This is a genomic window from Mycobacterium kiyosense, assembly GCA_021654635.1.
GTDB lineage: Bacteria > Actinomycetota > Actinomycetes > Mycobacteriales > Mycobacteriaceae > Mycobacterium > Mycobacterium kiyosense.
This window is the reverse complement of record AP025179.1, coordinates 4054361-4075800: the sequence shown is the minus strand read 5'-3', so window position 1 is coordinate 4075800 and position 21440 is coordinate 4054361. Positions and strand designations below refer to the sequence as shown.

Sequence of the window (21440 nt, the reverse complement as noted above, 5' to 3'; positions counted from 1 at the left end):
GGAGGATTCAGTGGCAGGTCGGCCTCTGCAGGCGTTCAAGGTGGTCGGTACCGAGCAGCTCACGCCGCACATGATCAGGGTGGTGCTGGGTAGCGACAACTTCGACACCTTCGTCCCCAGCAAGTTCACCGACTCCTACGTCAAGTTGGTGTTCGTCGCCGACGGCATCGACGTCGCGGCGCTGCCGGAGCCGCTGACGCTGGACAGCTTCGCCGAACTGCCGCCCGAGCAGCGGCCCGCGGTGCGCACCCTGACCGTTCGCCGCGTCGACGAGCAGGCCGGGCAGATCACCCTGGATATCGCCATCCATGGCGAGCACGGCGTGGCCGGCCCGTGGGCCGCGTCGGCCCAACCGGGCCAACCGGTCTACCTGATGGGACCCGGCGGCGCCTACACCCCCGACCCGGCCGCCGACTGGCACCTGCTGGCCGGCGACGAGTCGGCGATCCCGGCCATCGCAGCGGCCCTCGAGGCACTGCCCGACACCGCGGTCGGCAAGGTGTTCATCGAGGTCGCCGGACCCGAGGACGAGATACCGCTGCGCGCCCCGGAGTCGGTCGAGGTGAACTGGGTGTACCGGGGTGGCCGTGCCGACCTGGTGCCCGAAGACCGGGCCGGTGATCACGCGCCGCTGATCGAGGCGGTCACCACCGCATTCTGGCTACCCGGCCAGGTGCAGGTGTTCATCCACGGCGAGGCCCAGGCCGTCATGCACAACCTGCGGCCCTACATCCGCAAGGAGCGCGGCGTCCCCGCCCAGTGGGCGTCGTCGATCTCGGGTTACTGGCGCCGCGGCCGCACCGAAGAGTCGTTCCGGCAGTGGAAGAAGGAACTCGCCGACCAGGAGGCCGGGTCCCGGTAGTGCCGGGCTGAGATCGGCGACGCCGTTCTGAATGCCATTCTGAACGCATGGCATTCGCGGATTACCAATTCGAGATCTACCTGCAGGGCCTATCCGGGGTGACGCCGGAGCTGCCGATGGCCTACGCGGAGCTGGAGGCGCGGGCCGCGACGGCGATGCCGCCCTCGGTGTGGTCTTACGTCGTCGGCGGCGCCGGTGACGAACGCACCCAGCGGGCCAACCGCGATGCCTTCGACCGCTGGGGCCTGATGCCGCGCATGTTCGTCGGCGCCGCCGACCGCGACCTGTCGGTGGAGCTGTTCGGGCTGAAGCTGCCCTCGCCGCTGTTCATGGCCCCGATCGGGGTGATCGGGCTGTGCGCCCAGGACGGACACGGCGACCTGGCCACCGCCCGCGCGGCGGCACGTACCGGTGTCCCGATGATGGTCTCCACGCTGACCGCCGATCCGCTGGAGGACGTCGCCGCGCAATTCGGGGACACCCCCGGGTTCTTCCAGCTCTACACACCCAAGGACCGCGACCTGGCGGCCAGCCTGGTGGGGCGCGCCGAAGCGGCCGGCTACAAAGCGATCGTCGTCACCCTGGACACCTGGATCCCCGGCTGGCGCCCTCGTGACCTGAGCACCGCCAACTTCCCGCAGCTGCGCGGCCACTGCCTGAGCAACTACACCAGCGACCCGGTCTTCCGGGCAGGCCTTGCCAAACCGCCTGAAGAAGACCCGCAGGCCGCCGTGCTGCGCTGGGTGCAGCTGTTCGGTGCCCCGTTGACCTGGGCCGACCTGCCCTGGCTGCGCTCGCTGACCGATCTGCCGCTGCTCATCAAGGGCATCTGCCACCCCGACGACGCCCGGCGCGCCAGAGACGGCGGCGTCGACGGCATCTACTGCTCCACCCACGGCGGGCGGCAGGCCAACGGCGGCCTGCCCGCCCTGGACTGTCTGCCGGGGGTGGTGGAGGCGGCCGACGGGCTGCCGGTGCTGTTCGACTCCGGCATCCGCAGCGGCGCCGACGTGGTCAAGGCGCTGGCCCTGGGCGCGACCGCGGTCGGTGTCGGCCGCCCCTATGCCTACGGCCTGGCGCTGGGCGGCGTGGGCGGCGTCGTGCACGTGCTGCGCATGCTGCTGGCCGAGGCCGACCTGATCATGGCAGTCGACGGCTATCCGGCGCGCAAAGATCTCACCCCGGACACACTGCGGCGCGTCACCTGAACCAGCGCCGCGCGATCTGCCAGCGTGGGGGAGTGCCGGTGACCGCTGAGGTGATCCTCGAGGAGTTCGACGAGTACCTGCACCTGCAGTGCGGCCGCTCGGCGCACACCCGCCGGGCGTATCTGGGCGACGTGCGCTCGCTGCTGGATTTTCTGGCCGACCGCGGCGCCGACCTGCAGGCGCTGAGCCTGCCGGTACTGCGGGCCTGGCTGGCCGGCGCGGCCGGCGCCGGCGCCGCCCGCACCACGCTGGCCCGGCGCACCTCGTCGATCAAGGCGTTCACCGCGTGGGCGGTCCGGCGGGGTTTGCTGTCCACCGACCCGGCCGCGCGGCTGCAGGTACCCAAAGCCCACCGGACACTGCCGGCGGTGCTGCGCCAGGACCAGGCGCTGGCCGCCATGACGGCCGCGAAATCCGGCGCCGAGCAGGGCGATCCGCTGGCGCTGCGGGACCGGCTGATCGTGGAGCTGCTGTACGCCACCGGCATCCGGGTCAGCGAACTGTGCGGCCTGGACGTCGACGACGTCGACACCACACATCGGCTGGTGCGGGTGCTGGGCAAAGGCAACAAGCAGCGCAGTGCGCCGTTCGGGCAGCCGGCCGCCGAGGCGCTGCGCGCCTGGCTGTCCGACGGCCGCCCGGCGCTGATCACCGCCGAGTCCGGGCCGGCGCTGTTGCTGGGGGCGCGCGGCCGGCGCCTGGACGTGCGGCAGGCTCGCACGGTGGTGCATCAGACCGTCGCCGCGGTCGACGGCGCGCCCGACATGGGACCGCACGGGCTGCGCCACAGCGCCGCCACCCACCTGCTCGAGGGCGGCGCCGACCTGCGGGTGGTCCAGGAACTGCTCGGCCATTCGAGCCTGGCCACCACCCAGCTCTACACCCACGTGGCAGTCTCCCGGCTGCGGGCGGTGCACGACCAGGCCCATCCGCGCGCGTGACGCCGGGCCGCGGCTGCCGCGGGACCGCGCTGGACGGTGACACCGCATCCCGGGCCCGCTCGCGACTGCGCGGGGTGTGGTGCGAGTGGCTTGAGCCGCACCGGCGTCGACTCCAGCAGGCCCAACGGGTCGACGTAGTCGGCGCGCGCCGCCGGACCCCACATCGCGCCCCAGTGCAGGCAGGCCGCGGCCGGGCAGCCGGCGTGCCCTGCCTGCAGCGCACCCAGCGTCGCCCCTGCCGTTACGAACTGACCGGCCCGCACGACCGCGCGCACCGGCTCGTAGCTGGTGTGCAGCCCGCCCGGATGGGCCAGCGACACCACCGGCCGGCCCGCCAGCAGCCCGGCGAACACCACCGTCGCGTCGCCGGCGGCATAGACCGGCTGTCCCGGATGCCCGGCCAGATCGACTCCGCGGTGCCCGGCCAGCCAGCGTTGCGACGGCGGGTCGAAGCCACGCAGCACCGCCGGTGCCGGCCGTAGCGGCCAGCCCAGCCGACCGCCGGCGGCGTCCGCCGGCGGCGCGTTGAGCAGCACCCAGCCCAGCAGCAGCACCAGCAACACCCATCGCACCTGCTCAGTGCACCGCTACGGCGAACGTCCGGCCAGTCACCAGCCGACGGCTGTGGACGAGGGGAAAAGCACCCGCCGATTCCGTGTAAACTGCTCCACGCAGCTCGCATCAGCGGGCTGACTTCGCGCGTCTGCACCGCGACCCAGTAGTTCAGGGATCCGCATCAGCATGCCGAGCGGTCCCGCCCCAGGGCGGGTTCGGCACCGCAGCAGACGCCAGGGCCCGGCTTCACCCGACGCCGGGCGGCAACCGAATGGTGGTGGCCCGCTGCCGGCTTCTTAGTCGTGCCAGCCGATCACCGCCGCGACACACGAAAGCTGGGCACAGTCATGGCTGTTGTGACCATGAAGCAGCTGCTGGACAGCGGCACCCACTTCGGGCATCAGACCCGTCGCTGGAATCCCAAGATGAAGCGGTTCATCTTCACCGACCGCAATGGCATCTACATCATCGACCTGCAGCAGACGCTGACCTTCATCGACCGGGCGTACGAGTTCGTCAAGGAGACCGTCGCCCACGGTGGCACGGTGCTGTTCGTCGGCACCAAGAAGCAGGCGCAGGAGTCCGTCGCCGCCGAGGCGACCCGCGTCGGCATGCCGTACGTGAACCAGCGCTGGCTGGGCGGCATGCTCACCAACTTCTCCACCGTGCACAAGCGGCTGCAGCGCCTCAAGGAGCTCGAGGCGATGGAGCAGACCGGTGGCTTCGAGGGCCGCACCAAAAAAGAGATCCTCGGGCTGACCCGCGAGAAGAACAAACTGGAGCGGTCCCTGGGCGGGATCAGGGACATGGCCAAGGTGCCGTCGGCGGTGTGGGTCGTCGACACCAACAAGGAGCACATCGCCGTCGGTGAGGCGCGCAAGCTGGGCATCCCGGTCATCGCGATTCTGGACACCAACTGCGACCCCGACGAGGTCGACTACCCGATCCCGGGCAACGACGACGCGATCCGCTCGGCCGCGCTGCTGACCAAGGTGATCGCCTCCGCGGTGGCCGAGGGCCTGCAGGCCCGCGCCGGCCTGGGTCGCGGCGACGGCAAGCCGGAGGCCGAGACGGCCGAGCCGCTGCCCGAGTGGGAGCAGGAACTACTGGCCGGCGCCGCCCCGCCGGACGGTCCGGCCGCGGCCGAATCAACCACAGAAGCATCCTAGGAAAGGCTGAGCATTGGCGAACTTCACCGCTGCCGACGTCAAGCGACTTCGGGAGCTGACCGGTGCAGGGATGCTCGACTGCAAGAACGCGCTGGCCGATTCGGACGGCGACTTCGACAAGGCGGTCGAGGCGCTGCGGATCAAGGGCGCCAAGGACGTCGGCAAGCGGGCCGAGCGGGCGACGGCCGAGGGCCTGGTCGCCGCCAAGGACGGCGCCCTGGTCGAGCTGAACTCCGAGACCGACTTCGTCGCGAAGAACGCGGAGTTCCAGGAGCTGGCGAACCAGATCGTCGCGGCTGCCGCGGCGTCCAAGGCCACCGACATCGAGGCCCTCAAAGCCGCGAGCGCCGGTGACAAGACGGTCGAAGAGGCCATCGCCGCGCTCTCGGCCAAGATCGGCGAGAAGCTGGAACTGCGTCGCGTCGCCAATTTCGACGGGACCGTCGAGACCTACCTGCACAAGCGGGCGGCCGACCTGCCGCCGGCGGTGGGCGTGCTGGTCGAGTACACCGGCGACGGCGCCTCGGCCAAAGAGGCCGCGCATGCGGTGGCGTTGCAGATCGCCGCGCTCAAGGCGCGCTACCTGTCCCGCGACGACGTGCCCGAGGACGTGGTGGCCAGCGAGCGCCGCATCGCCGAGGAGACCGCCAAAGCCGAGGGCAAGCCGGAGCAGGCGCTGCCCAAGATCGTCGAGGGCCGGCTCAACGGCTTCTTCAAGGACGCGGTGCTGCTCGAGCAGCCGTCGGTGTCCGACAGCAAGAAGACCGTCAAGGCGCTGCTCGACGAGGCCGGCGTGACGGTGACCCGGTTCGTGCGTTTCGAGGTCGGACAGGCCTGAGCCGTCCCGGGGTCCGCGTACCCGCGTATCCGGTGGCGACGCCGGATTGACGGCTGAGAGCTCAGTCGGAGCCGAGTGTTTCCAGCATCCGCTTGAACTCGCGCTGCTGCGGCTCGGTCAATTTGGCCAGAGTCCGTGCGTCGGCGGCGTGCACGACTGCCTCCGCGCGCTTGAGCAGGGCTCGGCCCTGGCTGGTCAATGCGGCCGGCAGCGCGCGCCCGGAGGACACCGACGCGGGCCGCGACACCGCGCCGATGTCTTCCAGGCTGCGCAGCACCGTGTTCATTGCCTGGGGCGTGACGGCGGCGCGCCGGGCCAGCTCCGCGCTGGACGAGCCCGGTGACCGGGACAGGATGCGCAGGCAGACGAACTCCGGCAGCGTCAAGCCGAGCGGTGCCAGCGCCGCGGTCGCCCCGGGCCGCAATACGGACATCACCCGGTACAGCAAATAGCCCAGCGGGGCGTCCTGGGCCTGTTCTCCCTGACTCATATCAAGGATATTGACATATAGTGCGGCCGGACGTTGCCGAACGAGGTGTTGAACGCGCTGACCGTGGGGCGGAACATCTACGAGATAATCCAGTTCCGAATGCTGGCAGAACCTTTCACCGCCCACCGTCGGCAACGAGTGGACACCCGGTCCAATCGAGAACCGCTGCAATGGTATTGGGCCGCGGCGGGGGCGGAGTACGGTAAGCCCGTCGATGTTCTTGTCCGACTGGCCTATTGGGCGATTCGTTGGGAACATCTGCCGGTGTCCGCTTGCGGGACAGCGGCGTACGGTGGAATGTACTGGCGCTGAACTGTTTCTAATGGTGAGAAAGTGGCGCGAGTTGATCGGCGAATAAGATTGTGGCGCAGATCAATTTCGCCGTGTTCGCGCAGCTAGGCAGCCTGCACAAGGCAATTGGCCTACTCGGCTGTCGTTTGAGGCTGTGGCCGTTGGGTAAGCGATGAATGCGCGGTTGGCTCGCTTCAATGCTGCCGACTGCTTTAGAACGACACCAACGGAAAGGAATTCAGCGTGAAGTTCACCAAAACGACTGCGAAGACGGCCCTCGGTGCTGCCGGGATTGCCGCGATCAGCCTCTTCGGGGCGGCATCGGCTTCGGCGGCTCCCACCATTGTCGAGGGGCTCGGAACCCCGGAGACGCTGGTTGACGGCGCAATGTCGACTGACTACACGGTCAGCGGCCTGCAGCCCGCCAATGTCACCATCCCGGGTTACACCCCGGCCGGCCAGCTGTGGCAGGCCGACGTGCACGTGAAGGCCAACTCCGGCGTCGTGACACCGGTGGTGTCCAACTTCAACGCCAGCGCCGGTGAGCAGAGCTACCGCGTGATCAGCGCTCCGGCCGCCCCGCAGGGCCTCAGCCCCGCGCCGATCGCCCAGGGTGGCACCGCGACCGGGAAGATCTACTTCGACGTGACCGGTGCGCCTCCGACCCGAGTCGCCTACAACGACGGTGCACAGGACGTGTTGGTCTGGGAGAGCAGTGCGGCCGGTAACCCCGCGCCGAACTCGATTCCGGGTCAGACCGCTCCGGGTCAGACCATGCCGGGCCAGACGGCCCCGGGCCAGACCATGCCGGGTCAGACGGCCCCGGGTCAGACCATGCCGGGCCAGACGGCTCCGGGTCAGACCATGCCGGGCCAGACGACCCCGGGTCAGACCAACGCGGTTCCTGGCGCCGACCAGGAGCCTGAGGTGGCACCCAACTCGCCGGTGCACAGCAGCTAATCGCAGCTAGCCTGCCTCCCCGCGCCACGGCCATGGCGCGGGGAGGTTTGCGTTTGACAGGAGCGATCTGGGTACCCGGTCGGTATGACTCAAATTGACCACCGTCCCCCCGAAGTCCAAGACCAAGCGCAGCAGCACGCCGAGCGGGCCCGGGAGGCCATGGCCGAAAAGCGCGAGAAGCTGGACGGCGGCGTCAGTGGCTGGGTGGCGGAGCGGGCCGGGCAATGGGACCTCGACGGGCAGAGCGAGGCCACCATGCACCGGCAGAAGTTCTTCTGGAACGCGCTGGTCGACTACTGGTTCCGAATGGAGATCGACGGCTGGGAGAACGTCGGACCGGCACCGGTGTTGTTGATCGGCATCCACTCCGGCGCCCCATTCGTCTGGGACGCGTGGACCGTCGGGTTGCAGTGGTGGCGACGGTTCGGTCCGGACCGCCCGTTGCACGGCACGGCCCACGACGCGCTGATGGCGATTCCCGGCATCGGCCGGTACTTCCGCGCGATGGGTGTGTTACCGGCGGCTCCCGACGCGATCGCGACGGCACTGGCCGAGGGCCGCGACGTGGCGCTGTGGCCCGGCGGTGAAGTGGATTCGCTGCGCCCCTGGGCAGAACGCGATCGGGCCACCCTGGCCGGACGCAAGGGGTTTGTGAAGATGGCGATCCGCGCCGGAGTGCCGATCGTGCCGATCGCCACCGTGGGCGGCGCCGACGCGATGCCGGTGCTGATCCGTGGCGATCGCCTGTCACGGGCCCTTCGGCTGGATAAGGTGCTGCGGCTCAAGGTATTTCCGTTGGCCATCTCGCTGCCGTGGGGTATCGCGCCGGCCGCGCTGCCGCAGCTGCCGCTGCCTGCCAAGATCCGGACCCGGTTCATGCCCGCGGTCGAAATCGACCCCGATCCCGCCCGCGCCGAGGACGACGACTACATCGACGCCAAGTACCACGAGGTGGAGGACAGCATCCAGCAGGGCATGGATGCGCTGGCCCGCAAACGCGCGCTGCCCGTCTTCGGATAGCGTCCTGAACGGATTATCGTGTCAACGAATCGGGTTGCCGCACACCGGTTTCCGATACCCATGCCGGACTGAGCACCGGCTCTGAGACGATCCAGCGCGGTTGCGGCGGCGTCACCGCCATGTAACCCACACCGCGCACGGTGTCCACCATCGACTCGTGCCGCGGACCCAGTTTGGCGCGCAGCCGGCGCACGTGCACGTCAACGGTTCGGACCCGGCCGTTGCTGTCGTAGCCCCACACCTCGTGCATCAGCCGGGTGCGGCTGAACGCCCGACCCGCATGCTGGACAAGGAAATTGAGCAGCTTGAACTCGGTCAGCGTCAGGCCCAGGTCGGCGCCGTCCAGCGACGCGGTGTAACTGGCCGGGTGCAGAACGAGGTCACCGAACTGCAGCGTGCTGCCGACGGCGTTGCGCCTGCGGGTGATCGCCAACCGCAACCGAGCCTGGAGTTCGGCCGCCCCGGCGGCGGGTAGCAGCACGTCGTCGAAGTTCCAGTCGACGTCGACGGCCACGAAGTCGGCCGGCGCCACGACCGCCACCACCGCCAACCCGGGCGCGCTGGCGGTGAGCCGCCGGCAGGTGGTGCGGGCTGCCACCAGGTCGGTTCGGGCGTCGATGATCGCTACGTCGGCACCGCTGACCGCGCCGTCGGCGCCGTCCCTCAGGGGTGCGCTGCGCACCGTCAGCGCGAACGAATCCAGCTCCAGCACGGATTCGAAATCGGCCGCATCGGTAAGCAGTAGAACGTCCAACCGCCATCTCCAAACCTTATGAGGGTGATGCCCGCATAACCCCACCCGTCGCCGCGTCCGTGCAGCCACTCCCGCGGCCCCGGCGCAGCGCTGGATACCCCACCCGGAGGGCGATTATTCCAATAATTTGTTACCGCCGGTACTGCCAATGTCGGGCCGGAGATATTCGATGGGCCCGGCCCGTTGACACGGACCGGGCCCATCCTTCCACCAAGTCTTACTGGTTGGCCTTCTGGCGCTGCTCGGCGACGTCTGCCGCGGCGCGGGCCGCTTCGGCCTGGGCTTCCTTCTTGGCGGCGTCGCGCTGTGCCTCCGCCTTGTCCTGCTGCGCTTCGCCCTCGTTGATCAGGTCTCCGTCGCCGGTCACCGTTCCGATGGCTTCCTTGGCCTTGCCCTTGACGTCCTCGACGACACCCTTGACCGCTTCCACGGGTCCCGAGTTGCTGTCCGCCATGAGTTCCTCCTCAGTTAACCGCGATGGATGGGGCGCTCAGATTGACTGAGCCCGACCGAAGAAACGGCCGGCGCGGCATCGAGCGGTGCGATCCTTCTCCTCAAGACCGCGGCCTCGCCGCCGCGGACAGCGGATTCCCAAACCCGGGAATCACCAAACCTGCCGGAGGCTCACACCGACCCCGCCCACGTCAGAGCGCGGCGATGAGGCAGGATGAGGGCGGCCGTTTCCGGGTATTTGCCATGATGGCCCCGGGCGGACGGGAATGGCCGGGGAGACACCTGTCATACGAGGAGACTGATGGCGGAGTCCGACATCGCCGGTTCGGCGGCTCCGGGGCCGAACGCAACCAGCGGCGCGGTGACGGGATCGCCGTCGAAGTACTCCCGGGTGCTGCTCAAGCTTGGTGGCGAGATGTTCGGTGGCGGCCAGGTCGGGCTGGACCCCGACGTCGTCGCACTGGTGGCCAGGCAGATCGCCGAGGTGGTCCGCGACGGCGTGCAGGTGGCCGTAGTGATCGGTGGCGGCAACTTCTTCCGCGGCGCCCAGCTGCAGCAACGCGGCATGGAGCGCACCCGGTCGGACTACATGGGCATGCTCGGCACCGTGATGAACAGCCTGGCGCTGCAGGATTTCCTGGAAAAGGAAGGTATCGCCACCCGGGTCCAGACGGCGATCACGATGGGGCAGGTGGCCGAGCCGTACCTGCCGCTGCGGGCGGTGCGCCACCTGGAAAAAGGGCGGGTGGTGATCTTCGGCGCCGGCATGGGTCTGCCGTACTTCTCCACCGACACCACCGCGGCGCAGCGGGCCTTGGAGATCGGCGCCGACGTGGTCCTGATGGCCAAGGCGGTCGACGGCGTGTTTGCCGAGGATCCGCGGGAGAACCCGGACGCCGAATTGCTGACCGCGATCAGCCACCGGGAAGTCATCGACCGCGGCTTGCGGGTGGCCGACGCTACCGCGTTCAGCCTGTGTATGGACAATGGCATGCCGATCCTGGTGTTCAACCTGCTGACCGACGGAAATATCGCTCGGGCGGTCGCGGGTGAGAAGATCGGGACGCTGGTCACCACCTGAGGGGGATTGGCGCAGATGATTCGCGCTGGCGACGATGCAGAGCGTAGCGATGAGGAGGAGTGGCGCAGATGATTCGCGCTGGCGACGATGCAGAGCGTAGCGATGAGGAGGAGTGGCGCAATGATTGACGAAGCTCTGTTCGACGCCGAGGAGAAGATGGAGAAGGCGGTGTCGGTGGCCAGGGACGACCTGTCGACGATCCGCACCGGTCGCGCCAACCCGGGCATGTTCTCCCGGATCGTCATCGACTATTACGGTGCGACCACCCCGATCACGCAGCTGGCCAGCATCAACGTCCCCGAGGCGCGCATGGTCGTCATCAAGCCCTACGAGGCGGGCCAGCTCGGGGCCATCGAGACGGCGATCCGCAACTCTGACCTGGGCGTCAACCCCACCAACGACGGCACCATCATCCGGGTGGCCATCCCGCAGCTCACCGAGGAGCGCCGCCGCGATCTGGTCAAGCAGGCCAAGGCCAAGGGTGAGGACGCACGGGTTTCGGTGCGCAACATCCGCCGCAAGGCGATGGAGGAGCTGCACCGCATCCGCAAGGACGGCGAAGCCGGTGAGGACGAGGTGAGCCGGGCCGAGAAGGATCTGGAGAAAGCCACCCACCAGTACGTCGCGCAGATCGACGAGTTGGTCAAACACAAAGAGGGCGAGCTGCTCGAGGTCTAGCGGCCGACAGCAGCCGAGTCCATTGAAGTCCGTGGCCACCACCGACGCCGAAGCCGGCAGCCCGTCCGAGGAGCCGGTCGAGACGCTGCCGGGCGAGTCGGCGTCGCCGGCCGAACAGAAGCCGCCGGCCGAGACCGGAAAGAAACCGGGCAAGAAGAAGTCTCGCGCCGGACGGAACCTGCCGGCCGCCATCGCGGTCGGTGTCACCATCGGCGCCGTCCTGATCGCGACGCTGCTGTGGTTTCCGCGGTTCTGGGGTGGCACTCTGCGCCGGGGCGATTCTGCTGGCCAGTCACGAGGTGGTGCGCCGGCTGCGCGAGGCCGGCTATCTGATCCCGGTGATCCCGCTGCTGGTCGGCGGGCAGGTGACGGTGTGGCTGACCTGGCCGTACGGCGCCGAGGGGGCGGCGGCCGGGTTCGGCGGCGTGGTGGTGGTCTGCATGATCTGGCGGTTGTTCATGCAGGACAACCGCGAAGCCGACAACGTCGAGGGCGCACCGCCGCCGAGCAATTACCTGCGCGACGTGTCGGCGACCGTCTTCCTGTGCGCCTGGGTGCCGCTGTTCGGCTCGTTCGCCGCGATGCTGGTCTACGACCCGCAGCACGGGCCGGCGCGGGTGTTCTGCATGATGATCGCGGTGGTGTGCTCCGACACCGGCGGCTACGCGATCGGTGCGTTGTTCGGCAAGCATCCGATGGTGCCCAAGATCAGCCCGAAGAAGTCGTGGGAGGGTTTCGCCGGCTCGCTGGTCTTCGGCATCACCGCGACCATCCTGACCGCGACGTTCCTGGCCGGCCAGCCGCCGTGGGTGGGCGCCCTGCTCGGTCTGCTCTTCGTGCTCACCACCACCCTCGGTGACCTGATCGAGTCGCAGGTGAAGCGCGATCTGGGCATCAAGGACATGGGCCGGTTGCTGCCCGGCCACGGCGGTCTGATGGATCGGCTGGACGGCATCCTGCCGTCATCGGTGGCCGCGTGGGCGGTTCTGACGCTGTTGCCCTGATACTGGACTGGTCATGGTCCAGCAGTTGGTGTTCGAGGAGCCGCCGCGGCGCGGCTCGATTCGGCGACCGCCGCGCCACCTGGCCGACCTCGACGCGGCCGGCCGCGCGGCCGCGGTCGCCGAGTTGGGGTTGCCGGCGTTTCGGGCCAAGCAGCTGGCCAACCAGTACTTCGGGCGACTGATCGCCGATCCCCGCCAGATGACTGACCTGCCGGCGGCGGTGCGCGAGCAGGTCGCCACGAGCATCTTCCCGACGCTGCTGACGCCAGTGCGCGAGGTCACCTGCGACGCCGGTGAAACCCGGAAAACGTTGTGGCGCTGCGTCGACGGCGCCACCGTCGAGTCGGTGCTGATGCGTTATCCGCAGCGCAACACGGTGTGCATCTCCTCGCAGGCCGGCTGCGGCATGGCCTGCCCGTTCTGTGCCACCGGTCAGGGCGGGCTGACCCGTAACCTGTCCACCGCCGAGATCCTCGAGCAGGTGCGTGCCGCGGCCGTGGCGCTGCGCGACGGCTTCGGCCCGGATCCCCAGCGGCTGTCCAATGTGGTGTTCATGGGGATGGGCGAGCCGCTGGCCAACTACGCCCGGGTGGTGGCGGCGGTGCGCGGCATCATTCAGGCGCCGCCGTCTGGGTTCGGGATTTCGGCGCGTTCGGTGACGGTGTCGACGGTGGGTCTGGCCCCGGCGATACGAAAGCTGGCCGACGAACGGCTCGGCGTGACGCTGGCGTTGTCGTTGCACACCCCCGACGACGAATTGCGGGACACCCTGGTTCCGGTCAACAACAGATGGAAGGTCAGCGAGGTGCTGGACGCCGCCCGCTACTACGCCGAGGTGACCGGCCGTCGGGTGTCCATCGAGTACGCGCTGATCCGGGACGTCAACGACCAGCCGTGGCGGGCCGACCTGCTGGGCAAGCGGCTGCACCGCGCGCTGGGTCCGCTGGTACACGTCAACCTCATTCCGCTCAACCCGACGCCGGGCAGCCAATGGGACGCCAGCCCCAAACCGGTAGAGCGTGAGTTTGTCAAACGTGTTCGCGCACAAGGTGTTTCGTGTACTGTGCGGGACACCCGCGGTCGGGAGATCAGTGCGGCGTGTGGGCAGCTGGCCGCCGAAGGTTGAGCGCTTGGTGAACCACGGGTGTGGGTAAACCGTGACTCCAGGCAACCGCCTAACGAAAAGGTCCCATCATGATTCGTCGTCTCTTGCGCCCGGTCAAGCTGCCGGTCGCCGCTCTTGTCGCCCTGATCCTGCTCACCGGTGTCGTCTCGGCGCCCCGCGCCCTCGCCGCCGACGACCGCCTGAACTTCACTGGAACCACCCTGTCCGGTGCCCCGTTCGACGGCGCCAGTCTGCAGGGCAAGCCCGCGGTGTTGTGGTTCTGGACGCCGTTCTGCCCGTTCTGCAACGCCGAGGCGCCGGCGCTGGCCCAGGTCGCCGCCGCTCACCCCGCGGTGAGTTTCGTCGGCATCGCGGCGCACTCCGACGTCGGGCAGATGCAGGGCTTCGTCTCCAAGTATGGCCTGAACTTCACCAACCTCAACGACGCCGACGGCGCGATCTGGGCCCGTTACGGGGTGCCCTGGCAGCCGGCGTGGGTGTTCTACCGCCCGGACGGCTCGTCGACGTTCGTCAACAACACCACCTCGGCGATGTCCCAGCAGGAGTTGTCCGGCCGGGTCGCCGCGCTGACGTCGTGACCGGGTGAACCAGTCTCTGATCGGCTTGGCTTTCGCCGCCGGACTGGTGGCCGCGGTCAACCCGTGCGGGTTTGCGATGCTGCCCGCCTACCTGGTGCTGGTGGTGCGCGGCGCCGGTGCGACCAGGACGCCGCTGGTCGCGGTCGGGCGGGCGCTGGCCGCCACGCTGGGCATGGCGCTCGGTTTCGTGACGGTGTTCGGCGTGTTCGGCGCGCTGACCATCTCGGCGGCCGCCACCGTGCAGCGCTACCTGCCGTACGCGACGGTGCTGGTCGGCGTCGTGTTGATCGGGCTCGGCGGTTGGCTGTTGGCGGGCCGCGAACTCGTCTCCGTCCGGCCGCTGGGGCCGCGCTGGGCGCCAACCATGCGGCTGGGTTCGATGTACGGCTACGGGATCAGCTATGCGCTGGCATCGCTGTCGTGCACCGTCGGCCCGTTTCTGGCGGTTACCGGCGCCGCGCTGCGGACGGGTTCGGCGCTGGCCGGCGCGGCGGTCTACGCCGCCTACGTCGGGGTTTGACCCTGGTGGTCGGGGCGCTGGCGGTCGGGGTGGCGACCGCGAGTTCGGCGCTGCTGGGCCGGCTGCGGCGGGTGCTGCCGTTCGTCAACCGGGTGGGCGGCGGGTTGCTGGTGGTGGTGGGGCTCTACGTCGGCTACTACGGGCTCTACGAGGTGCGACTGTTCACCGCGAACGGAAATCCCGACGACGCGGTGATCGCCGCCGCGGGCCGGGTGCAGGGTCAGCTGGCGGGCTGGGTGCACCAGCACGGGGCGTGGCCGTGGCTGGCCGGGGTGGTGCTGGTGGCGGTCGGCGCGCTGGCCGCGGTGCGGTACCGGCGACATCGTCGTGACACCATCCCACTTGCAGATGACACCACAATGGTGTCATCATGACGTTATGGATTTGCAGCCATACGTCGACGTCGTCCGTCACGAACTCACGCTGGCGGCCGCCGCCGCCGGGCCCGATGCGCAGCAACTGGCCGAGCGGCTGAGCGCACCGCTGGACTCGGCGCTGCGGCTGGCGCTGTTGGAAGCGCTGTCCTCGGCCACCGAGGAGATCAGCGGCGAGTTGGGATCCGGTTCCGTCGAGGTCCGGCTGCGCGGCCGCGACCCCGAATTCGTCGTCGACGTGCCCGACGACTCAGCCGAACCGGCAGAGCCGCTCGTCTACGACGAGGACGGCGGCGCCACCTGGCGGATCACGCTGCGGCTGCCGGAGGGGCTGCGCGCGCCCGTGGAGGCGGCGGCCCGGCGCGACGGCACCTCGCTCAACGGCTGGCTGGTGCGAGTCGCCGCCAAAGCAAGCCAGGGACCAAATCACCACGCGCGCAAGAACTCTCACCGGGTAACCGGCTGGGTGCGCTGAACCGCCATCGAAGGAGATCGCCAATGCCGACATTCGCCACGCCCGAGCCGATCAGCGTTCGCGTCACGGTCGGTGCGGGATCGGTGCGCCTGGTCGCCGCCGACCGCGCCGACACCGTCGTCCAGGTTCGCCCGCACGACCAGACCCGGGAATCCGACGTCCGCGCGGCCGAGCAACTCCGCGTAGATCTGCGCGACGAGCGCAAACTGACGGTGGCCGCGGCCAAGCGAGGTATGCCCCGCACCGGGGCCGTCGAGATCGAGATCGAGCTGCCGTCGCAGTCTCGCATCCATGCCGAGTTGGGCTCGGCGTCCCTGCGCGCCGAAGGGGAGTTCGCCGACGTCCGCATCAGTGCGGCCGGCGGCGACGCCGAGATCGACACCGTGACCGGACGGATCAAGGCCGCCAGCTCGTCCGGCTCGGTCACCGTGCGTTCGGTCGTGGGGTACGCCTCGCTGGCCACGGCGTCGGGCACGCTGCGGGTGCACGACCTCGACGGCGACGTGAAGTTCTCCTCCGCCAGCGGTTCGGTGTCCGTCGACACCTTGCGCGGCAACCTCAAGGCACGCACCGCCTCGGGCTCGGTGATCGTCGAAGCCGCGGTGCGCGGCAGCGTCTCGGCCCACACCGGCAGCGGCGCGGTCGCGGTCGGCGTTCCCGACGGCACCGCGGTGCGGATGGACATCGTCGCCGGGTCGGGCGCCGTCACCAACCACTTACAGCCGGCGGACGGCCCCGAACCCGACGACGAAACCCTGGCACTGCACGTGCGCACCGGTTCGGGCGAGGTCCATCTGCACCGGGACCCGGCGGGCGAGCTGACCCGGCAGTCCGCTACCTGAGCCAGCCGCGGCGGCGGCCCCAGATGTCGCGCACCAGGATGAACAGCACCAGCGCGGCGAAGCCGACGCAGAAGATGTCCTCGACGTGGCCCACGTGGTTGCCGCGCAGAAACGCCAGCAGCAGAACGAAGATGAACGCGCCGACGCCGTACCAGGTGCGGTAGTTGATCCTGCTCCAGCCCCACCGCGCGGACGGCACCTCAGCTTCGTCGACGCCGGCGAACGGCTCCACCTCAGTACTGGCCACGGCGATCCCTCCGGTCGGACTGGACTTGAGACCCTGACATTCTGGCACAGGCCGTCCGCCGCAGGGCAGGTCCTATGACGGCGGCATCAGCACCGTGTCGATCATGTAGACCGTTGCATTGGCCGTCGTGACCCCGCCGCACACCAAGCCGGCGTTGTTGACCCGGATGTTGTTGCCCTGCCCGGTGACGGTCAGGTTGGCGCCCTGCAGCGTCTTGTGGGTGCCGGCGACCATGTTCGGGCTGGTCTGGCCCGGCACCACGTGGTAGGTCAGGATGCTGGTCAGCAGGCCCGAGTCGGTCTTGAGCTGATCCACGGTGGCCGGCGGCAGCTTGTTGAAGGCGGCGTCGGTGGGCGCGAACACCGTGTACTGACCGCTGTTGAGGGTGTCGACCAGGTTCACCTGCGGGTTGAGCTGGCCCGACAACGCCGCCGTCAGCATGGTCAGCATCGGGTTGTTCGCCGCGGCCTCGGTGACGGGCACCCCGGACATGCCCTGCACCGACGCCGGACCCGACGGATTCATCGCCGCATAGTTCGCGCAGCCCGGACCCACCAGGTCACCGGCCGCGGCGGTCGGGGCGACGGCCACCGCGCCTGCCGCCAGTGCAGCCGCGAAAAGTGTTGTCGCCGTTGATTTTTTGCAATTTCATTGTGCTCCTCCTTGTGCGTGCCGGGATGGCTGGTGCCACCCCGCTGACATCCCGTCAGTGATTCGGAGCGGGCCGGGTGCCGGACGGCAATTCAGCCGAAAGTGAAGGAGAAGACCTGCAGTCCCTTGCTGGGCCGCACCTCGACGGTGGCCGACGTCTGCTGGTCGTCGGCGACGATCTGGCGGTTGTTCGGGGGCCCGCTCACCGGCATCGTCGTGGATGTCCCGTCGCGGGTCACGGTGAGGGTGCCGGTGCCGCCGACGACGACGAAGACGTTCTTGGCGTGGTAGTTCAGCTTGATGGCCGAGTCGTCGCCGTCGGCGGTGGCGCCCTGGTGGTCCAGCGTCCAGCGGCCGCGCAACGCGAAGCGGTCCGGCGCCAGGGTCGGCGGATACTCGAAGGTCGCCGACCCCTCGTCGTAGTGCCCGCCGCCGCCGTAGTTGTCCGCTTTGCCGACGGCGAAGTAGGTCTCGGACGTCAGCAGGCCGGTCGGGGTGAGGTCGGGCGCGTCCACCGGCGGCGGCAGGGCGACGCCCGGTTTGGCATCGGCCAGGAGTTGCCGGATCAGCCGTTCGGTGACGTCGTACTCGCCCTCGCCGAACTTGACGTGCCGGACCGTGCCGTCGGCGTCGATCAGGTACTCGGCCGGCCAGTACATGTTCTGATAGTTCGTCCAGGTCGAGAAGCTGTTGTCCAGCGCGACCGGGTATTTGATGCCCAGGTCCGCGGCACCCTTGGCGACGTTCTGCGGCACCTTCTCGAACGCGTATTCCGGTGTGTGCACCCCGATGACCACCAGGCCGTCGTCCCGGTAGGCCTCATACCAGCCGACGACGTGCGGGATGGCCCGCTGGCAGTTGATGCACGAGTACGCCCAGAAGTCGACGAGCACCACCTTGCCGCGCAACGAACTCAGCGTCACGGGTGCACCGCCGGGTGTGTTCAGCCACCCGGTGATCCCCTTGAGATCAGGTGCGGGCCCGCAGTCCTGCAGTCGGGTGTCGACATTGCTGCAGCCGGACAGTCGGGCGTTGGGATCCCTCGGTCGATGCCCGAGGCCGTCCCGCAGTGCGGTCGAGTCGCCGACGCTGCGTTGCAGCGAGCCGGTGTAGTCGGGAATGGCCCGCTGCAGCGCGGCCGGTAGGTCGAACACCAGCGCCACCGCCAGCAGCAGCGCCACGATGCCGGCGACCACCCGGATTTCGCGCTGACGCCGCCGAAACGCGTTCACCCGCTGGGCGATCCGCTGACCGGCCAGCGCGAAGAACAGCAACGGCAGCGCGTTGCCGAGCGCGAACGCGGCGGTGAGCACCACGGTCGGGGCGCCGATGTGTGCGGTCGCGCCGGCCACCACGATCGCGGCCAGCACCGGCCCCGCGCACGGGACGTAGAGCACCCCCAGCGCCAGGCCCAGACCGAAGCCGTTGCCCCGCAAGGAGATCTGGCGCTGCGGCAGGCGGGCGAACGGCTTCTCCAGCACCTGTTCGAACCGCGGGAAGATCAGTCCGAGGCCGATCGCCACCAGCGCGGCCAGCGCGACCCAGCGGATCGCGTCCTGCGGCAGGTGCAGCGCCGACAGCAGCGCCGAGCCGATCAGGGTGACCACGCTGAAGCTGAGCACCAGACCGCCGATCACCCGATAGGGGCGCAGCGTTTCCGACCGGGTCGGCCGGGTGGTCACCGTGACGCCGCTTCCCGATTCGGGTTCGGCGACGGTTCGGTTCGCGCCGGAGAGCAGGATCACCGGCAGCACCGGCAGGATGCATGGCGATATTCCGGTGACCACGCCGCCGAGGAAGCCGACCAGCGCAAGAGTCCACATGTCAGATATTCGTCACGATGCCGGGTCCGGTTTGGTTCATGCGGGCACTGACGTACCCAGGCGGCACAATGGACGGGTGACATTTTCCGGTGGCGGGTCCGCTGCGGGCCGGGTGCGGGTGTTGGTGCTGGGCAGCACCGGGTCGATCGGCACCCAGGCGCTGGAGGTGATCGCCGCCAATCCGGATCGCTTCGAAATCGTCGGGCTGGCGGCCGGCGGCGGCAACCTGGACACGCTGCTGCGCCAGCGCGCCGAGACCGGGGTGAGCAACATCGCAGTCGCCGACATAGCCGCCGCGCAGCGGGCCGGCGACATCCGGTTCCAGGGTCCCGACGCCGTCACCCGGCTGGTGCAGGAGACCGACGCCGACGTCGTGCTCAACGCGCTGGTCGGAGCGCTGGGCCTGCGTCCCACCCTGGCCGCGCTGGAAACCGGGGCCCGGCTGGCGCTGGCCAACAAGGAATCCCTGGTCGCCGGCGGGCCACTGGTGCTGGCCGCGGCGCGACCCGGCCAGATCGTGCCGGTCGACTCCGAGCACTCCGCGCTGGCCCAGTGCCTGCGCGGCGGCACCCCCAACGAAGTCGCCAGGCTGGTGCTCACCGCCTCCGGCGGGCCGTTCCGCGGGTGGTCGGCCGCCGACCTGCAGGACGTGACCCCCGAACAGGCCGGCGCCCACCCCACCTGGTCGATGGGCCCGATGAACACGCTGAACTCCGCGTCACTGGTCAACAAGGGCCTGGAACTGATCGAGACGCACCTGCTGTTCGGCGTCCCCTACGACCGCATCGACGTCGTTGTGCATCCGCAGTCGATTGTTCATTCGATGGTCACCTTCACCGACGGGTCGACCATTGCCCAGGCCAGCCCCCCTGATATGAAGCTACCCATCTCGCTGGCGCTGGGCTGGCCGCACCGGGTGCCCGGCGCGGCCGCCTGCTGCGACTTCGCCACCGCCTCGACCTGGGAATTCGAGCCACTGGATAGCGAGGTCTTCCCGGCTGTCGAGCTGGCCCGCCACGCCGGTGAGACCGGCGGGTGCATGACCGCGGTCTACAACGCCGCCAACGAGGAAGCCGCGGCCGCGTTCCTGGCCGGGCGGCTCTCGTTCCCCGGGATCGTCGCCACCATCGCCGACGTGCTGCACGCCGCAGATCAATGGGCCCCGCAATTGGGCCACCCACCGGCTACCGTGGATGACGTACTCGATGCCCAGCGCTGGGCCCGTGAGCGAGCGCAACATGCGATCGAGGCAGCCGGCGTGAGAAAGGTCGTAACAGGCTGATGATGTTCGTTATCGGCATAGTGCTGTTCGCACTGGCCATCCTCATCTCGGTCGCCCTGCACGAGTGCGGCCACATGTGGGCCGCCCGCGCCACCGGCATGAAAGTGCGCCGCTACTTCGTCGGCTTCGGCCCCACCCTGTGGTCCACCCGGCGCGGCGAGACCGAGTACGGCATCAAGGGCATCCCCGCCGGCGGGTTCTGCGACATCGCCGGCATGACCCCCGCCGAGGACCTCGCGCCCGACGAGCAGGACCGCGCCATGTTCAAGCAGAAGACATGGAAGCGGGTGGCGGTGCTGTTCGCCGGTCCCGGCATGAACTTCGTCATCTGCCTGGTGCTGATGTATGTCATCGCGGTGATCTGGGGACTGCCCAACCTGCACCCGTCCGACAAGGCGATCGTCGGTGTAACCGGTTGTGTGGCAGCCGATATCGACAAGAACAAGCAGGGTCCGTGCGAGGGCCAGGGGCCCGCGGCGCTGGCCGGGATCCGGCCCGGCGACGTGGTGGTCAAGGTCGGTGACACCCCGGTGTCCACCTTCGCGCAGCTGGCCGCAGCGGTGCGCACCCTGCACGGCACGGTGCCCGTCGTCGTCGAACGGGACGGCCGTCAGGTCACCACCAACGTGACGATCCAGCAAACCCAGCGCTACGACCCCACCGCGAAGGACAAGGACCACCTGGCCACCGTCGGTGCCATCGGGGTGGGCCCGCCCCGCAACGAGCCCACCCGCTACAACGTGCTGACCGCGATACCCGGCACCGTCGTCTTCGCCGGCGAGCTGACCGTCGAGGTCGGCAAGTCGCTGGCTGCGATTCCCACCAAGGTCGGCGCTCTGGTCAACGCGATCGGCGGCGGCGAGCGCGACAAGGACACCCCGATGAGCGTGGTCGGTGCCAGCATCGTCGGCGGCGACACCGTCAACCACGGCTTGTGGGTGGCATTCTGGTTCTTTTTGGCCCAGCTGAACCTGGTGCTGGGCGCGATCAACCTGCTGCCGCTGTTGCCGTTCGACGGCGGCCACATCGCGGTCGCGGTGTACGAGAAGATCCGCAACTCGATCCGGTCGGCGCGGGGCAAGGTGGCCGCCGCCCCGGTGGACTACTACAAGCTGATGCCGGCCACGTACGTGGTGCTGCTCTTCGTGGTGGGCTACATGCTGCTGACCGTCACCGCCGACGTGGTCAACCCGATCCGCATCTTCCAGTAACGAGAGA

Annotated in this window: 22 protein-coding genes and 2 pseudogenes; 17 read left to right on the top strand and 7 right to left on the bottom strand. The window is 69.2% G+C overall.

Annotation, left to right across the window (positions count from 1 at the left end):
• The first annotated feature begins 10 nt into the window (after window positions 1-10).
• From L6444_RS19145 to L6444_RS19135, 3 genes are read left to right on the top strand one after another with little or no spacing between them, the layout of a single operon-like run.
• Complete coding sequence (locus tag L6444_RS19145; protein WP_236976574.1) at window positions 11-862, top strand: siderophore-interacting protein; 852 nt, start codon at window positions 11-13, stop codon at window positions 860-862.
• Between the two features lie 47 nt (window positions 863-909).
• A complete protein-coding gene (locus L6444_RS19140) occupies window positions 910-2070 on the top strand; it encodes an alpha-hydroxy-acid oxidizing protein (protein ID WP_236976572.1) in 1161 nt (386 codons plus the stop codon).
• Between the two features lie 38 nt (window positions 2071-2108).
• The gene (locus tag L6444_RS19135) at window positions 2109-3011 is read left to right on the top strand and encodes a tyrosine recombinase XerC (protein ID WP_370653106.1); all 903 of its coding nucleotides are present in this window, start codon (window positions 2109-2111) and stop codon (window positions 3009-3011) included.
• Here the strand turns inward: L6444_RS19135 and L6444_RS19130 are convergent.
• Window positions 2948-3583 carry a M23 family metallopeptidase gene (locus L6444_RS19130; protein WP_236976569.1) on the bottom strand — a complete coding sequence of 212 codons (636 nt, stop codon included), beginning with the start codon at window positions 3581-3583 and terminating at the stop codon, window positions 2948-2950. The genes L6444_RS19135 and L6444_RS19130 overlap by 64 nt on opposite strands.
• 330 nt (window positions 3584-3913) lie before the next feature.
• Here L6444_RS19130 and rpsB point away from each other — a divergent pair, with 330 nt between their 5' ends.
• Together rpsB and tsf are read left to right on the top strand one after the other, a co-directional pair.
• Window positions 3914-4735 (top strand): 30S ribosomal protein S2, encoded by an 822-nt coding sequence (gene rpsB / locus L6444_RS19125; RefSeq protein WP_236976568.1) that lies wholly within the window; start codon window positions 3914-3916, stop codon window positions 4733-4735.
• Window positions 4736-4748: 13 nt separating this feature from the next.
• Window positions 4749-5573, top strand: coding sequence for a translation elongation factor Ts (tsf, locus tag L6444_RS19120; protein WP_236976567.1), 825 nt, complete (start codon window positions 4749-4751; stop codon window positions 5571-5573).
• Window positions 5574-5634: 61 nt separating this feature from the next.
• On the opposite strand, the gene L6444_RS19115 is transcribed toward tsf, so the two are convergent.
• On the bottom strand, window positions 5635-6063 hold the full coding sequence (locus tag L6444_RS19115; RefSeq protein ID WP_236976566.1) for a MarR family winged helix-turn-helix transcriptional regulator: 429 nt from the start codon (window positions 6061-6063) through the stop codon (window positions 5635-5637).
• Window positions 6064-6597: 534 nt separating this feature from the next.
• Here L6444_RS19115 and L6444_RS19110 point away from each other — a divergent pair.
• Both L6444_RS19110 and L6444_RS19105 read left to right on the top strand, forming a co-directional pair.
• A complete protein-coding gene (locus L6444_RS19110) occupies window positions 6598-7314 on the top strand; it encodes an MPT63 family protein (RefSeq protein WP_370653107.1) in 717 nt (238 codons plus the stop codon).
• A gap of 84 nt (window positions 7315-7398) precedes the next feature.
• Entirely contained in the window at window positions 7399-8334 is a 936-nt protein-coding gene (locus L6444_RS19105) for a lysophospholipid acyltransferase family protein (RefSeq protein WP_236976565.1), read from the top strand.
• Between the two features lie 13 nt (window positions 8335-8347).
• On the opposite strand, the gene L6444_RS19100 is transcribed toward L6444_RS19105, so the two are convergent.
• Together L6444_RS19100 and mbp1 are read right to left on the bottom strand one after the other, a co-directional pair.
• On the bottom strand, window positions 8348-9088 hold the full coding sequence (locus tag L6444_RS19100; protein WP_236976564.1) for a winged helix-turn-helix domain-containing protein: 741 nt from the start codon (window positions 9086-9088) through the stop codon (window positions 8348-8350).
• A gap of 217 nt (window positions 9089-9305) precedes the next feature.
• Window positions 9306-9542 carry a microaggregate-binding protein 1 gene (gene mbp1 / locus L6444_RS19095; RefSeq protein WP_236976563.1) on the bottom strand — a complete coding sequence of 79 codons (237 nt, stop codon included), beginning with the start codon at window positions 9540-9542 and terminating at the stop codon, window positions 9306-9308.
• A gap of 300 nt (window positions 9543-9842) precedes the next feature.
• Here mbp1 and pyrH point away from each other — a divergent pair, with 300 nt between their 5' ends.
• From pyrH to L6444_RS19055, 8 genes and pseudogenes are all read left to right on the top strand, one after another.
• On the top strand, window positions 9843-10622 hold the full coding sequence (gene pyrH, locus L6444_RS19090) for a UMP kinase (RefSeq protein WP_236976561.1): 780 nt from the start codon (window positions 9843-9845) through the stop codon (window positions 10620-10622).
• Between the two features lie 120 nt (window positions 10623-10742).
• Window positions 10743-11300, top strand: a complete 558-nt coding sequence (gene frr / locus L6444_RS19085; RefSeq protein WP_236976559.1) for a ribosome recycling factor — start codon at window positions 10743-10745, stop codon at window positions 11298-11300.
• 31 nt (window positions 11301-11331) lie between these two features.
• A pseudogene (locus tag L6444_RS19080) lies at window positions 11332-12304 on the top strand (phosphatidate cytidylyltransferase).
• A 13-nt stretch (window positions 12305-12317) separates the two neighbouring features.
• Entirely contained in the window at window positions 12318-13430 is a 1113-nt protein-coding gene (rlmN, locus tag L6444_RS19075) for a dual-specificity RNA methyltransferase RlmN (RefSeq protein WP_236976558.1), read from the top strand.
• A 68-nt stretch (window positions 13431-13498) separates the two neighbouring features.
• The gene (locus L6444_RS19070; protein ID WP_236976557.1) at window positions 13499-14008 is read left to right on the top strand and encodes a redoxin domain-containing protein; all 510 of its coding nucleotides are present in this window, start codon (window positions 13499-13501) and stop codon (window positions 14006-14008) included.
• A gap of 4 nt (window positions 14009-14012) precedes the next feature.
• Window positions 14013-14902 (top strand): annotated as a pseudogene (locus tag L6444_RS19065) (cytochrome c biogenesis CcdA family protein).
• Window positions 14903-14906: 4 nt separating this feature from the next.
• Complete coding sequence (locus tag L6444_RS19060) at window positions 14907-15377, top strand: histidine kinase (RefSeq protein ID WP_236976556.1); 471 nt, start codon at window positions 14907-14909, stop codon at window positions 15375-15377.
• Between the two features lie 23 nt (window positions 15378-15400).
• Window positions 15401-16219, top strand: coding sequence for a DUF4097 family beta strand repeat-containing protein (locus L6444_RS19055; protein ID WP_236976555.1), 819 nt, complete (start codon window positions 15401-15403; stop codon window positions 16217-16219).
• Here L6444_RS19055 and L6444_RS19050 read toward each other — a convergent pair.
• From L6444_RS19050 to L6444_RS19040, 3 genes are all read right to left on the bottom strand, one after another.
• Window positions 16212-16466, bottom strand: a complete 255-nt coding sequence (locus tag L6444_RS19050) for a DUF2631 domain-containing protein (RefSeq protein ID WP_236976554.1) — start codon at window positions 16464-16466, stop codon at window positions 16212-16214. The genes L6444_RS19055 and L6444_RS19050 overlap by 8 nt on opposite strands.
• A 72-nt stretch (window positions 16467-16538) precedes the next feature.
• Window positions 16539-17072, bottom strand: a complete 534-nt coding sequence (locus tag L6444_RS19045) for a fasciclin domain-containing protein (protein WP_236984261.1) — start codon at window positions 17070-17072, stop codon at window positions 16539-16541.
• 137 nt (window positions 17073-17209) lie between these two features.
• Window positions 17210-18940: a cytochrome c biogenesis protein DipZ gene (locus L6444_RS19040; RefSeq protein ID WP_236976553.1), complete on the bottom strand. Its 1731-nt coding sequence runs from the start codon at window positions 18938-18940 to the stop codon at window positions 17210-17212.
• A gap of 76 nt (window positions 18941-19016) precedes the next feature.
• Here L6444_RS19040 and dxr point away from each other — a divergent pair, with 76 nt between their 5' ends.
• The gene (gene dxr, locus L6444_RS19035; protein WP_236976552.1) at window positions 19017-20222 is read left to right on the top strand and encodes a 1-deoxy-D-xylulose-5-phosphate reductoisomerase; all 1206 of its coding nucleotides are present in this window, start codon (window positions 19017-19019) and stop codon (window positions 20220-20222) included.
• A complete protein-coding gene (locus tag L6444_RS19030; RefSeq protein ID WP_236976551.1) occupies window positions 20222-21433 on the top strand; it encodes a M50 family metallopeptidase in 1212 nt (403 codons plus the stop codon). The genes dxr and L6444_RS19030 overlap by 1 nt, the downstream gene beginning before the upstream one ends.
• Window positions 21434-21440 lie beyond the last annotated feature (7 nt).

Bases quoted from the DNA above. Each gene is read 5' to 3' on its own strand.
- L6444_RS19140 (WP_236976572.1), top strand. From the start codon at position 910: ATGGCATTCGCGGATTACCAATTCGAGATCTACCTGCAGGGCCTATCC.
- rpsB (WP_236976568.1), top strand. From the start codon at position 3,914: ATGGCTGTTGTGACCATGAAGCAGCTGCTGGACAGCGGCACCCACTTC.
- L6444_RS19115 (WP_236976566.1), bottom strand. From the start codon at position 6,063: ATGAGTCAGGGAGAACAGGCCCAGGACGCCCCGCTGGGCTATTTGCTG.
- L6444_RS19105 (WP_236976565.1), top strand. From the start codon at position 7,399: ATGACTCAAATTGACCACCGTCCCCCCGAAGTCCAAGACCAAGCGCAG.
- mbp1 (WP_236976563.1), bottom strand. From the start codon at position 9,542: ATGGCGGACAGCAACTCGGGACCCGTGGAAGCGGTCAAGGGTGTCGTC.
- pyrH (WP_236976561.1), top strand. From the start codon at position 9,843: ATGGCGGAGTCCGACATCGCCGGTTCGGCGGCTCCGGGGCCGAACGCA.
- frr (WP_236976559.1), top strand. From the start codon at position 10,743: ATGATTGACGAAGCTCTGTTCGACGCCGAGGAGAAGATGGAGAAGGCG.
- rlmN (WP_236976558.1), top strand. From the start codon at position 12,318: ATGGTCCAGCAGTTGGTGTTCGAGGAGCCGCCGCGGCGCGGCTCGATT.
- L6444_RS19070 (WP_236976557.1), top strand. From the start codon at position 13,499: ATGATTCGTCGTCTCTTGCGCCCGGTCAAGCTGCCGGTCGCCGCTCTT.
- L6444_RS19060 (WP_236976556.1), top strand. From the start codon at position 14,907: ATGGATTTGCAGCCATACGTCGACGTCGTCCGTCACGAACTCACGCTG.
- L6444_RS19055 (WP_236976555.1), top strand. From the start codon at position 15,401: ATGCCGACATTCGCCACGCCCGAGCCGATCAGCGTTCGCGTCACGGTC.
- L6444_RS19040 (WP_236976553.1), bottom strand. From the start codon at position 18,940: ATGTGGACTCTTGCGCTGGTCGGCTTCCTCGGCGGCGTGGTCACCGGA.
- L6444_RS19030 (WP_236976551.1), top strand. From the start codon at position 20,222: ATGATGTTCGTTATCGGCATAGTGCTGTTCGCACTGGCCATCCTCATC.